This window comes from Streptomyces sp. NPDC093544, from assembly GCF_040683495.1.
In the GTDB taxonomy this organism is placed as follows: Bacteria; Actinomycetota; Actinomycetes; order Streptomycetales; family Streptomycetaceae; genus Streptomyces.
Genome location: NZ_JBFBEA010000020.1, coordinates 118,449 through 131,482, shown reverse-complemented (window position 1 = coordinate 131,482; position 13,034 = coordinate 118,449). Strand labels below are relative to the sequence as shown.

The window sequence follows — 13,034 nt, the reverse complement described above, 5'->3', positions numbered from 1 at the left end:
CCCCAGAAGGAGAACCCCTTGGACCCCACCATCACGATCCCCCGACTGCCGGACTGCGAGCCCATGCTCATAGGCGGCGCCTGGACCACGGGCACCGCGCGGGAACGGATCCCGGTGCTCGACCCGGCCACCCGGAAAGAGCTCACCTCCATCGCCCAGGCGGGCCCCGAGGAGGTGTCCGCCGCGGTCGCCGCCGCAACCGCAGCGCACCGCGACCGCCGCTGGCGCGGACTCCCGCCCCGGCAACGCCGTGACGTACTGCTGCGCCTCGCCGACCTGGTGGAGCGGGACGCGGAACAACTGGCCGTCCTGGACACCCTGGACAACGGCAAGGCCATCGAACGGGCACGCGGCGACGTGGACCTGGGCCTGCAGGCCATCCGCCACTACGCCGGCACCCCGACCCGGCTGACGGGCACCGTGCACGCCGCCGCCCCCGACCGGCACGTCTACAGCGTGCGTGAGCCGGTCGGTGTGGTCGCCGCCGTCCTGCCGTGGAACTTCCCCTTCATGATCGCCGCGTGGAAGGTCGCCCCGGCCCTCGCCGCCGGATGCACTGTCGTGGTCAAACCGGCCGAGCAGACCCCGCTCACCGCGCTGCGGCTGGCCGCGCTCTGCCTGGAGGCGGGCGTGCCCGAGGGGGTGGTCAACGTGGTGACGGGTGATGGACGTACGGGTGCGGCGCTGGTCGCCCATCCCGACGTCGCCAAGGTGTCCTTCACCGGGTCCACCGAGGTCGGACGGCTGATCATGGCCGCGGCGGCGCCGACCGTGAAGCGGCTCACCCTCGAACTGGGCGGCAAGTCCCCCAACATCGTGTTCGCGGACGCCGATCTGGACACCGTGGTCCCGAACGCCGTGCGCGCGGTCTTCGGGCACTCCGGGCAGATGTGCACCGCCGGGAGCAGGCTGCTGGTGGAACGTACGGTCGTGAAGGAGCTGCTGGACCGGCTGGCGCCGGCCGTGGAGGCGCTGCGGATCGGCCCCGGCCTGGAGGGCGGCATCAACATCGGTCCGCTGGTGTCCCAGGAGCAGTACGACCGCGTCACCGGCTTCGTCGAGCTGGGCCGCGCAGAGGGCGCCGAAATGGCCGTGGGAGGTGAACCGCTGCCCGGGCCCGGCTGGTTCGTGCGGCCGACGGTGTTCACCGGTGTCACCCCCGACATGCGGATAGCCCGGGAGGAGATCTTCGGCCCGGTCGCCACGATCATCCCCTTCGACAGCGAGGAGGAGGCGATAGCGCTGGCCAACGACAGCGAGTACGGACTCGCCGCCGGTGTGTGGACCGGCAGTCTGGCCCGCGCCCACCGCACCGCCGCCGCACTGGAGGCGGGCACGGTGTGGGTCAACACGTACAACGAGTTCGATCCCGCCGTGGCCTTCGGCGGGATGAAACAGTCAGGCCTCGGCAGAGACCTCGGCGACGCCGCTGTCGACGGGTTCACCGAGCTCAAAAGCATCACGATCGCCCTGTGAGCGCCCCCGTGACGACCCGGACCGCCTCCTCGCACCCCGCGTCACCGCCCCTCGCGCCGCAGACTCGCCCGCTGAACGTCGCGGCCGAACGCACCCGCACGCCGGGCTCCTTCACCGGCCACCACTTCAACGCCGCCGGCGCCGCACTCCCCGCCACCGGAACGGTCGAGGCGGTGATCGAGCACTTCCGGGCGGAGAGCCTGTCCGGGGGCTACGAAGCCGCCCAGCACGCCGCCCCGGCCCTGTCAGCCGTCTACGCCCGCGTCGCCGACCTCCTCGGCGCCCGGCCGGAGGAGGTCGCCCTCGTCGAGAGCGCGACGGCCGGCTGGCAGCGCGCGGTGTCCGCGCTGCGGCTCCGCCCCGGTGACCGGGTGCTGGCCGCCCGCTCCAGCTACGTCAGCAGCGCCCTGCAACTGCTGTCGGCCGAACGCGACCACGGTGTCCGCGTCGAACTGCTGCCGAACGGGCCCGACGGCGCGGTGGACCTGGGGGCCCTGGAGACGGCGCTGCGCGCGGGTCGCGCCGCCCTGGTCACCGCGGCCCATATGCCGACCTCCTCGGGTCTTGTCGAACCCGCCGCCGGAATCGGTGCGTTGACCCAGGCCCACGGAGTGCCCTTCCTGCTGGACGCGACGCAGTCGCTCGGCCAGTTGCCGGTCGACATGGCCGCCATCGGCTGCGACCTGCTCATCGGGACCGGCCGCAAGTTCCTGCGGGCCCCGCGCGGCACCGGACTGCTCGCGGTGCGCCGCCCTCTCCTGGACCGTCTCATCCCCGAGGCGCCCGACGTCCGGGGCGCCCGGTGGATCGCCGAACGGAGCTGGGAACTGGTCCCGGACGCCAAGCGGTTCGAGTTGTGGGAGGCCGCGCACGCCCTGCGCCTGGGCCTGGGTGCCGCGCTGGCCGACCTCAGCGCCCTGGGCGTCGACACCGTGGCCCGGCATCTGGCGACGGTCGCCGCCGCGCTGCGCGAACGCCTCGCCGCCGTCCCGGGCGTACAGATCACCGACCCGCCGGCCGCGGACGGAGCCATCGTCACCTTCGTGGTCGACGGGCTGGACGCGACCGACGTACAGCGTGAACTCGCCCGTCGCCGGGTCCATTTGATCGCGGTGCCGGCGGCGCACGGCCGCTGGGACATGGATCCCCGGGGCCTGACCAAGGTGGTACGGGCCTCGGTGCACGTCTACAACGACGATGCGGACGTGGACGCTCTGGTCGAGGCCGTGCGTGAGACCGCCCGCCCGCGGAGTACGGCCGGGGACTCGGTGAAGGAGCGACGCCCGTCCGGCGCCATGCCCACCGGGCGTACACCGCGGGCATCCGACACAGCGAGCCGGCCGGGCACCACGACCTCCGCTCCCCGGCTCGACGCCGCGCCGTCCGCATCCGGGTCCGGCGCCACACCCTCGGCGCCCGAACCGCCTTTGTCTCAGGAGCAGTCCGGAATCCTCATCGGCGCCGGCGCCGACGCCGTGCTCACCCCCGTGCGTCGCGCCCCGACCCCCGACTCCCGGATCCGCGACGCGATCGTGGTCGGTCTCGGCGTGCACGGAGGTGCCGCCCTGCGCGGGCTGGCAGCGCGCGGGCTCGACGTCCTGGGCCTGGAGCAGTACGCCCTGGGCCACGACCTGGGGTCCTCGCACGGTGCGACCCGGATGATCCGGCGTGCCTATCCCCACCCCGACTGGGACGGTCTGGTGGACACCGCATACCAGGCCTGGGAGGAGCTGGAGCACGCCTCCAAGACCCAACTGGTCGACGTCACCGGGGGGTTGTACGCGGCACCGCTGGACCGCCCCGACCCGCTGCGCGGCCCGGGCTGCCGGCAGGTCGGTGCCGAGGAGGCCGCGCGGATCTTCCCGGGGCTGCGGCTGCCCGCCGGGTTCGGTGCGGTACACGACCCTCGGGCCGGGATCATCGACGTACAGGAGGCCCTTCGGGCCCAACTCGCCCTGGCCGAACGGTCAGGAGCCGCCATCTCGGACGGCACCCCGGTCATCGGCTGGGAGCCGGACGGCGACCAGGTGGTGGTGCGCACCCCGGGCACAGTGCTGCGCACCCGGCGTCTGCTGCTGTGCACCGGCCCCTGGACGGCGGCCCAAGTCCCGTCGCTGGCACCGCATCTGACGGTCACTCGTATCGTCAACGCCTATTTCGCCGCCGATCCTGCGGGGCCGCTGGGCCGGTCAGGTCTGGGCAGCTTCTCGGTGGATCTGCCGCAGGGGCTGCTGTACGGGTTCCCGGCGGCCGACGGCCGTGGCCTCAAGGCGGGCCTGGACAGCGGCCCCGCCTGGGATCCGGACTCGGCCCGTCCCGCGGCGACCGGGGCCGAACTCGCCCTGCTCGCCGAGGCCGTGGCCCAGGTGCTGCCCGGGGCCGGTGCGGTGACCGAGAGCCTGACATGCCTCTACACGAACACGGCCGACCGGCGTTTCGTGGTCGGCGAAATACCGGGCCTGCCGCAGGTAATGGTGGCGTCGGCCTGCTCGGGACACGGTTTCAAGTTCGGTCCGGCGCTCGGCGAGGCACTGGCCGATCTCGTGTGCGGGACCGCCCGCCCGGACCTGGACTTCCTGTCCCCGGCCCTGCTCTTTCCCGGGGGCGCCTGGTGAATCACGCCACCGGGTCACCCGGAATCCGCTCAGCCGTGGAAGACGGTCTGCGAGCGGCGCTCGTACCAGGCCGTCAGATGTTCGCCCGCGCTGATGACGTGCTCGCGCATGACCTCCTGCGCGCGGTCCGCATCGTGGGCGGTCAACGCCTCGATGAGCGCGTCGTGTTCGCGGATGTTCAGCTTCCGGTGGCGCTCGTCGCCGGCGAGGGCGAGCGAGGAGACGTTGCGCGGAAAGGTCTCGTTGATCCGGTCGATCATCCGGCTCAGCCACGGGTTGTCGGCCGCCTCACAGACGACCGTGTGGAAGCAGTCGTTGGCAGCGGTGGTGGCGGGACTGCCACCGGCCGCCTGCTCGGCGGCCTCGCGCAGGACGGCGTTGTGCTCGCGCAGCGTGCTGAGATGCCGCTCCGTCACACGCGAGGCGGCACGCCGGGCGGCCAGGCCCTCCAACTCGGCGCGCACCTCGTACGCCTGGCGCACCTCCCAGGGAGCGGGCACCCGGACCACCGCGCCGCGGTTGGGCTGCATCTCGATCAGCCCGCCGTTCTGAAGCTGACGCAGCGCCTCGCGCACCGGCGTACGGCTGACCCCGAACTCGGTGGCCAGCGCCGCCTGGCGCAGGGGTTTGCCGATCGCCAGCTCACCGTTCATGATCCGCGCGCGGATACGGGCCGCGATGTCGTCGACGAGGGGGCCGTCGTCAGTCTGGGGGGTCATCGGAGTCGGTCAAGCCCTTCTCGGGGTCGGTCGGAGGGTGCGCGGTGGTGGAGCAGTTTGCCACGCGGTAGCCGGCGTCCACGGCGATTCTATTTTGGATCCACTTCCATGATATCCGCATCCAATGGGAGCAATGCATGACTCTTGATTTCACCAAGGCCATCGACGTGTCCGTCCCGATCCACCCCGGCATGCTGCACTGGGGCCGCCGCCCCGAGGTGGAGATCGTCGAGTCCCGCACCGCCGGCGACCCCTCCAACGTCAGCCGCTGGCGCATCGGCGCGCACACCGGCACCCATATCGACGCCCCCGCCCACTTCATCGACGGCGGAAAGACGGTCGACCGGCTCGACCTGTCCGCGCTCAACGGCACCGCACGGGTGCTGGACCTCACCCATGTGAAGGAGCAGATCACCGCCGCCGACCTGGACTCGGCCGGCCTCGGCGACGAGGAACGGGTGCTGCTGCGCACCAGCAACTCTGAGGGCGTACTGCGCAGCCCGTGGAAGGCCCGACAGTGGGTCGGACTGGCCCCGGACGGCGCGGAGCGTCTCATCGAGGCAGGGGTGCGCACCGCGGGCATCGACTACCTGAGCATAGAGGCCGTCGCCTACACCACCCACTGGGAGACCCATCAACTGCTGTGCGGCGCGGATGTGTTGATCCTGGAAGTGGTCGATCTGTTGCACACACCGGCCGGCGTCTACGACATGCTCTCCCTCCCCCTGCCGTTGCAGGGCGCCGAGGCCGCCCCTTCGCGCACGGTGCTATGGCCGAGGGACGAGGCGTGACCACCGCCCCCCGGCTGATCCTGGCCGCACCGCACCCGGCGGCGCTGACAGCCGCCCGGCAGGCGGCGGAGCGGGGCGGCAACGCGGTGGACGCGGCCTTGGCGGCGGCGGCCGCCCTCACCGTCGTCTATCCCCACCAGTGCTCCCTGGGCGGCGACTTGATCGCTCTCGTCCACTCCCCCGACGGCACGGTGCGGGCGGTGCTGTCGGCGGGCGCCGCCGCGCACGACGTGGACGTCGACGCGCTGCGCGCCGCGGACGAACGCATGCCCGCGCAGGGCCCGCAGACGGTGACCGTGCCGGGCGTGGTGGCGGGCTGGACCGCGCTCGCGGAGGCACACGGCACTCCCGGTGCCCTGGCCGCCGCCCTGCTGGACGCCGCCATACTGGCACAGGAGGGTGCCACCGTCTCGGCGGGTCTGGCCCGCGCCGCGCGTGAACGGGTCGCGCAGATCGCCATGGATCCCGGGCTCACCACCCTGCTGACCGGCGCCGACGGGGCGCCGCTGGACGAGAGCGCCCCTCTTCCGCAGCCGCGCCTGGCCGCCGTACTGCGCGCACTCGCGGACGATCCGTCGTCCTTCTACCGGGGAGCGGTCGCGGAGGCGTTGGCGGACGGGCTGCGCCGGGCCGGCAGCCCGCTCACCGCGAGCGACCTCGCGGCCCACCACGCGGAGAGCGTCGAGGCGTTGGTGCTCGACGCGGCCGGTACCCGCTGGTGGGCCGCGCCCCCGCCCAGCCAGGGCGCGAGCCTGCTGGCCCTGCTGGAGGCCGCGACCGCCGCTGCGAAGCTCTCCGAGCCGGAGCGGACCGGCGTCCTGGTCGCCCGCTGCCTGGACGCCTCGGCGGCCCGTGACCGGCTGCTGGGCGATCCACGCGGCGGCGCACCCGATCTGGACGGACTGCTGAGGCCGGCTCCACTCGCCGGTGCCCAGCCGCCGAAACCGCCCTTCCGGCCCGCCGGGGACACTGTCGCGATCACCGCCGTGGACTCGACCGGACTGGCCGTCTCCCTGGTCCAGAGCGTCTACCAGACCTTCGGCTCCGGCATCTGCGATCCGGACACCGGCATCGTGCTGCACAACCGGGGTTCGGCGTTCAGCCTGCGGCCCGGTCATCCGGCCCTCATCGGCCCCGGGTTGCGGCCGCCGCACACCCTGTGTCCCGTGCTCGGACGGTCCGACGATCTCCTGCTCGCGGCCGGCTGCCAGGGCGGCCGGGCCCAGCCGCAGATCCTCGCCCAGACCGTGCCCGAACTGATGGATCCGACCGCCGACCCCGCCGCTGTGCTGGACCGTCCGCGCTGGGTGACCGGCGCCCGCGACATCGGCCACGAGACACAGACCCTGCTGGCGGAGCCTCGGTCGGTACCGGCCGCGTTCCCGTCGGGTGAATCGGCCGGCGTCGCCACGACCGCGTTCCCGTCGGGACTGCCGGTCGTCGTCACGACCGGCCGCACCGATCTCGCCGGGCACACCCAGGCCGTACGGCTGACCGCGGACGGCCGGCTGGACGGCGCGGCCGATCCGCGCGCCGACGGCGGAACCACGCACCACACCCCGGAAGGAAACCCGCTGTGAGCACCCTCGCCCCCGAACCCGTACCTGCCGAGGCACCGCATCCGCTGGACCCGCTCACCCTCGCCGAACTGGCCGTCGCCGCAAAGGTGTTGAGGGCCGACGACCGGGTCACCGAGGACGCCCGCTTCTGGGGCGTGACCCTCGACGAGGACCATGCACGCGGAGCCGCCCCCGGCGAGACCCGGCGGGCCCGCGGGGTCGTGCTCTGCCCCTCCGCACGTATCGCCTACGAGGTCGGCCTCGAACTGGGCGACAAGCCGCGGAGCACCGCCTGGCGTGAGCTCGACGTGCGCAGTCCGGGCTGTTCCTCCGAGGAGGCCCGGCAGGCGGCCGCCGTGTGCCGGGCGGACCCGCGCTTCCGGGAAGCACTGGCGCTGCGCGGCATCCGTGACGTGTCACTGGTGATGGTGGACCCGGAGTCGATCGGCGGCTTCGAACCGCCCGAGTACGCGGGCCGCCGGCTGACCTGGGGCAGTGTCTGGCACCGCACCTCCGAGGACGACAACGGCTATGCCCGCCCGGTGCAGGGCGTGGTGCCGATCATCGACATGGAGACCATGGAGGTTCTGCACATCGAGGACCACGGCTTGGTCCCGCTGTCGGAGGAGTCCGGGGTCTTCGCCGCCGGGGTGGTGCCCGAGCGTCCGGGCCTCAGGCCGCTGGAGGTCGTCCAGGCGCAGGGGCCGAGCTTCACCGTCACCGGTCAGCGGATCGACTGGCAGGGGTGGTCGGTGCGGGTCGGCTTCAGCCACCGCGAAGGACTGGTGCTGCACGACCTGTCCTTCGACGCGGCGGGCCGGGGCCCACGGCAGGTGATCCGGCGTGCCGCGGTCAACGAGATGTACGTCCCTTACTTCGACACCGCTTCCACGCAGTACCGCAAGAACTTCTTCGACTGGGGCGAGTACGGCGCGGGCCCGCTCACCAACTCCCTTGCCCTGGGCTGCGACTGTCTGGGCGTCATCCAGTACTTCGACGCCGCGGTCCTCGGCGGCGACGGTGTCCCCCGGCTCATCCCGAACGCCGTCTGCGTGCACGAGGAGGACGACGGCATCCTCTGGAAACACCACGACGGCCGCTCCGGCCGCACCGAGGTACGCCGCTCGCGCCGGCTGATCATCTCCGCGTTCGCCACGGTCGCCAACTACGACTATGGCTTCTACTGGGCGCTGTACCAGGACGGTTCGGTGATGCTGGAGATCAAGATGACCGGCATCCTCTCCGCCACCGGTGTGGCGGAGGGCGAGGAGACCCCGTACGCCCGGCGGGTCGCCCCGAACGTCGCGGTCACCAACCATCAGCACTTCTTCAGCGTCCGCCTCGACATGGCGGTGGACGGCTCCCGCAACCGGCTCGTCGAGGTCACCGCCGAGCACGAGACCGACCCTGAGCTCGACCCGTACGGCAACGCCGCCCGTACGGTGCACCGTTCGATCCTCAGCGAGGCCGAGGGCGGCCGGCGCACCGACCCGTCGCGCGCGCTGCACTGGCGGGTGGAGAGCACCGAGGCCCGCAACCGGATGGGCGAACCGACCGCCTACCGGGTGCATTTGGAGAACACGGCGGTGCTGCCGGTACGGGAGGACAGCGTGTGCGCACGCCGAGCCCCATTCGTGGGGCGGCAGTTGTGGGCGACCGCCTACGACCCGGACCGGCGGTTCGTCGCCGGGGAGTACCCCAACCAGGCCGAGCCGGGCGCCGACGGCGTGCACAAGTGGCAGGAGGAGGACCGCTCGCTGGACGGCACGGACCTGGTGCTGTGGGCCACGGTCGGCTCGCATCACTTCCCGCGCCCCGAGGAGTGGCCGGTGATGCCGGTGGCCAGGGCGCGGTTGCGCCTTGAGCCCGACGGGTTCTTCGACCGCAATCCGGCCCTCGACGTGCCGGCGCCCGTCTCCTGCCATGCGCCACGGCCCGCGGCGGCGGCTCCGGACCACTGCTGCGGGTGAACCCGACTCACGGCTCCTCCCATCGACAGAAAGGCGTCCCATGCGCGAGGAAGAGAACGAGCGGCTCACCCGAACCGGCCCCGGCACCCCGGCCGGTGAATGGATGCGCCGCTACTGGCAACCCATAGCTCTCAGCGAGGAACTCGACGGCGTACGGCCCCTGGTGGCGCCCAAGGTGATGGGTCAGGACCTGGTGCTGTTCCGCGACGACAGCGGCGAACTCGGCCTGGTCGACCGCGGCTGCCCGCACCGCGGTGCCGACCTGGCGCACGGCCGGCTGGAGGACGGCGGACTGCGCTGCTGCTTCCACGGCTGGCTCTTCGGCCGCGACGGCTCCTGTCTGGACACGCCCGCCGAGCCGGCCGACAGTCCCCTCAAGTCACGCGTCAGGCTGGGCAGTTACCCGGTGCGCGAGATCAACGGGATCTTCTGGGGCTACCTCGGCCCCGGCGAACCGCCCGAACTGCCCGCCCTGGACTGCTTCCGGGCGCCCGCCGACCACACCTTCGCCTGGAAGGGCCTGTTGGAGTGCAACTGGCTCCAGGCCCTGGAAGTCGGCATCGACCCGGCCCACGCCTCCTACCTCCACCGCTTCTTCCAGGACGAGGATCCCGAGGACAGCTATGGCAAGCAGTTCCGCGCCGCCTCGCAGGGCACCGACCTGCCGATGACGAAGATCCTGCGCGAGTACGGCAGGCCCGACATCGGCGCCACCCGTACCCCGTACGGCATCCGCATCACCGCTCTGCGCACCCTCGACGGCACCGACACCCAGGGCCTGCCGATGGACGGCAGCCGCACCCATGTCCGCATCACCCACCAGGTCCTTCCGCACGCCTTCCACATCCCGCTCGACGCGGAGACGGCGATCACCCAGTGGCACGTGCCCATCGACGACAACTCCTGCTACTGGTACGCCCTGTTCAGCAGTGTCGGAGGTCCGGTGGACCAGGAGGAAATGCGCCGGCAGCGGGTCGGCGCGGTCACCCTGCCCGACTACCGGCCGCGCTTCGGCCGCGCGAACAACTACGGCTACGACCCGGCGGAGCAACTGACGACGACGTACACCGGTCTCGGCACCGACATCAACGTGCACGACCAGTGGGCGGTGGAGGGGCAGGGCGCCATCCAGGACCGCACCCGCGAGCACCTGGGCCGCTCCGACAAGGTCATCGTGATGTACCGCCGCATGCTCGGCGAGGCCATCTCCGCCGTCGAGCGCGGCGAGGACCCGCCCCTGGTGCTGCCTCCCAAGGAGGCCGCGCGGGTCCAGGGCCCGGTCACCCTCGACGGCATCGGCCCCACGGACGGCTGGCAGGAGCACTGGACGACCGCCACCGCCAAGCAGCGCGCCGAAAGCAGTTGGGCGCACCCTCTGGAAACGGACGGCTGAGCGGCGTGGGATTCATCGAACGCCACGGCCTGTGGACCGCCGAACAGACCGCCGCGGCAAGCGAGATACGCGCTCGCGCCGAATCCGGCGAGATGACGGTGGTACGGGTGGTCTTCGCCGACCAGCACGGGCTGCTGCGCGGCAAGACCGTCACCGTGGGCGAACTGCCCAACGTGCTGCGCGAGGGCACCGGCATCGCCTCGTCCCTGCTCGCCAAGGACACCTCGGGGCGGACCGTGTTCCCGCTGTTCACCAAGGAGACGCCGCTCGGGCTACCCGAACTGCGCGGCGCCGCCGACATGGTGATGGTGCCCGACCCGGGAACCTTCCGGATGCTGCCCTGGTCGCCGGGGACCGGCTGGCTGCTGTGCGACCTGCGCTTCACCTCCGGAGCGCCGGTCCCCCTGTGCACACGCGGGCTGCTGCGCACGGTCCTCGACCAGGCCGACGGCCTGACCTACCGCACCGGCCTGGAAGTGGAGTTCCACCTCTTCCGGCTCGCCGACCCCCGCCTGGGCCCCGGCGACCTCGGCCAGCCGGGCGTCGCGCCCGAGGTCGGCATGCTCAACCACGGCCACCAGTATCTGAGTGAGCTGCGGTACGACGAACTCGACCCCATCCTCGACATCCTCCGCTCGAACATCGAGGGCCTGGGGCTGCCGCTGCGCAGCATGGAGGTCGAGTTCGGCCCGAGCCAGGTGGAGCTGACTCTCCAGCCCGCCGACGGGCTGGGCACGGCCGACGCGATGGTGCTGCTGCGCAGCGCCGTCAAGCAGGTCGCCGCCCGCCACGGCCACCACGCCACCTTCATGTGCCGCCCCCATCTCCCCGGAGTCTTCTCCAGCGGATGGCACCTGCACCAGAGCATGCTGCGGGACGGCACGGGCATCTTCGCCAGGGAGGACAACGGAGAATCCGTAGAGGGCTTCGCCCCCGAGGCTTCCGGCGACCGCGTCGCATCCGGCCCGCGGCTGTCGCCGTACGGAACCGCCTTCCTCGGCGGACTGCTGCGGCACGCGCGGGCCACGAGCGCGTTCTCCACACCCACCCTCAACGGCTTCAAGCGCTTCCGCTCGTTGTCGCTGGCCCCCGACCGTGCGGTGTGGGGGCGCGACAACCGCGGGGCGATGGTGCGTGTACTGGGTGACGGACCGTCATCGACGCGGCTGGAGAACCGGATCGGGGAGCCCGCGGCCAATCCCTACCTCTACCTCGCCTCCCAGCTCGCCGCCGGGCTCGACGGAGTGGCCGGCGGCCTCGACCCAGGTCCCGCGGCCGACGAACCGTACGCCACCCGGGCGGAGCCGCTGCCCCGCTCACTGGGCGAGGCCCTCACCGCGCTGGAGGCGGACGAGGTGCTGGCGGACCGCCTCGGCAAGGACTTCGTGGCCTACTTCACGAGCATCAAGCGCGCCGAAATCGCCCGCTTCGACCAAGAGGTCACCGACTGGGAACAGCGAGAGTACTTCGGTGTCTTCTGAGCCCGCCGAGTGTTCCGACGCAGTGCCCGTGATCGCGCCGGGCACCGTACGACTCCTGGTCCGGCAGGCCCGATGGGTTGCCCGCGGCGTGGTGGAGCTACGGCTGACCCGGCCCGGCGGCGGCGCCCTGCCGTCGTGGGCACCGGGGGCGCACGTGGAGATGGCCCTGCCGTCGGGGTTGCGGCGGTCCTACTCGCTGTGCGGAGACCCGGCGGACAGCGAGGCGTGGACGGTCGCCGTCCATCGGGTGCCCGACGGGCGCGGCGGGTCGCGGGAGATCCACGACACCGCGCTCGTGGGGCGGGAGTTGGAGGTTGCCGGGCCGGTCAATCGCTTCCCCCTGGTACCCGCGGCGGGCTACCTGCTGCTGGCCGGCGGCATCGGCGTGACCCCGCTGTTGCCGATGGCCCGCGAGCTCAACGCACGCGGCCTGCCCTGGCGGCTGGTCATGGGCGCCCGCGACCGGTCACGTCTGGCTTACGCGGCGGAGCTCGTGGCACTGGGCGGGGACCGGGTGCTGTTGGTGCCCCAGGACGAGGCGGGGCTGCCGGACCTGGCGGCCGAGCTCGCCGCCACCCCGCCCGCCCACGCCGTCTACGCCTGCGGCCCGCAGCCGATGCTCGACGCGGTGACGGCCCTGTGCCGCGCGGCCGACCCGCCCCGGACCCCGTACCTGGAGCGCTTCGCCACGGCCGCCTCCGGGCCCCTGGATCAATCCGGTTTGCAGAGCGGTGAGTTCGAGGTGGTGCTCGCTCGTTCGGGGCTACGGATGACAGTGCCCGCCGACCGCTCGGTACTGGAGGTCGTCCGGGAGAAACTGCCGGACGTGCCCTATTCCTGCGAGGAGGGCTACTGCGGCACTTGCGAGACACGGGTGACAGCCGGACTTCCCGATCACCGGGACACGGTGATCGATCCGTCCGAGCGTCCCACCGCCACAACGATGATGATCTGCGTGAGCCGGTCGGACTCTCCGGTACTGACGCTCGATCTCTAGGCTTCCGAAGGAATCAGCCGCGACGCCTGGAGG

At 72.3% G+C, this 13,034-nt stretch carries 9 protein-coding genes; 8 read left to right on the top strand and 1 reads right to left on the bottom strand.

The genetic code is table 11. The features are described 5' to 3' along the window. Window positions 1–18: 18 nt before the first annotated feature. Both AB0N66_RS28865 and solA read left to right on the top strand, forming a co-directional pair. Window positions 19–1,476: an aldehyde dehydrogenase family protein gene (locus AB0N66_RS28865; RefSeq protein WP_365440418.1), complete on the top strand. Its 1,458-nt coding sequence runs from the start codon at window positions 19–21 to the stop codon at window positions 1,474–1,476. Next, window positions 1,473–4,091: an N-methyl-L-tryptophan oxidase gene (gene solA, locus AB0N66_RS28860; protein ID WP_365440416.1), complete on the top strand. Its 2,619-nt coding sequence runs from the start codon at window positions 1,473–1,475 to the stop codon at window positions 4,089–4,091. Before AB0N66_RS28865 ends, solA begins: the two co-directional genes overlap by 4 nt. A 29-nt stretch (window positions 4,092–4,120) precedes the next feature. On the opposite strand, the gene AB0N66_RS28855 is transcribed toward solA, so the two are convergent. Next, window positions 4,121–4,810: a GntR family transcriptional regulator gene (locus AB0N66_RS28855; protein WP_365440414.1), complete on the bottom strand. Its 690-nt coding sequence runs from the start codon at window positions 4,808–4,810 to the stop codon at window positions 4,121–4,123. Between the two features lie 137 nt (window positions 4,811–4,947). On the opposite strand from AB0N66_RS28855, the gene AB0N66_RS28850 reads away from it, so the two are divergent. Genes AB0N66_RS28850 through AB0N66_RS28825 form a run of 6 tightly spaced genes read left to right on the top strand, consistent with a single transcriptional unit; the run spans window position 4,948 to window position 13,001 of the window. Then, window positions 4,948–5,601, top strand: coding sequence for a cyclase family protein (locus tag AB0N66_RS28850; protein WP_365440412.1), 654 nt, complete (start codon window positions 4,948–4,950; stop codon window positions 5,599–5,601). Next, complete coding sequence (locus tag AB0N66_RS28845) at window positions 5,598–7,181, top strand: gamma-glutamyltransferase (protein WP_365440410.1); 1,584 nt, start codon at window positions 5,598–5,600, stop codon at window positions 7,179–7,181. Before AB0N66_RS28850 ends, AB0N66_RS28845 begins: the two co-directional genes overlap by 4 nt. Then, on the top strand, window positions 7,178–9,130 hold the full coding sequence (locus AB0N66_RS28840) for a primary-amine oxidase (protein WP_365440408.1): 1,953 nt from the start codon (window positions 7,178–7,180) through the stop codon (window positions 9,128–9,130). Before AB0N66_RS28845 ends, AB0N66_RS28840 begins: the two co-directional genes overlap by 4 nt. 40 nt (window positions 9,131–9,170) lie before the next feature. Continuing rightward, entirely contained in the window at window positions 9,171–10,523 is a 1,353-nt protein-coding gene (locus tag AB0N66_RS28835) for an aromatic ring-hydroxylating dioxygenase subunit alpha (RefSeq protein WP_365440406.1), read from the top strand. A 5-nt stretch (window positions 10,524–10,528) separates the two neighbouring features. Beyond that, window positions 10,529–12,004 (top strand): glutamine synthetase family protein, encoded by a 1,476-nt coding sequence (locus tag AB0N66_RS28830; RefSeq protein WP_365440404.1) that lies wholly within the window; start codon window positions 10,529–10,531, stop codon window positions 12,002–12,004. After that, the gene (locus tag AB0N66_RS28825; RefSeq protein ID WP_365440402.1) at window positions 11,994–13,001 is read left to right on the top strand and encodes a PDR/VanB family oxidoreductase; all 1,008 of its coding nucleotides are present in this window, start codon (window positions 11,994–11,996) and stop codon (window positions 12,999–13,001) included. The genes AB0N66_RS28830 and AB0N66_RS28825 overlap by 11 nt, the downstream gene beginning before the upstream one ends. The last annotated feature ends 33 nt before the right edge of the window (window positions 13,002–13,034 follow it).

Excerpts from the sequence above, each read along its gene's own strand:
- AB0N66_RS28850 (WP_365440412.1), top strand. The coding sequence starts at position 4,948 with ATGACTCTTGATTTCACCAAGGCCATCGACGTGTCCGTCCCGATCCAC.
- AB0N66_RS28855 (WP_365440414.1), bottom strand. The coding sequence starts at position 4,810 with ATGACCCCCCAGACTGACGACGGCCCCCTCGTCGACGACATCGCGGCC.
- AB0N66_RS28835 (WP_365440406.1), top strand. The coding sequence starts at position 9,171 with ATGCGCGAGGAAGAGAACGAGCGGCTCACCCGAACCGGCCCCGGCACC.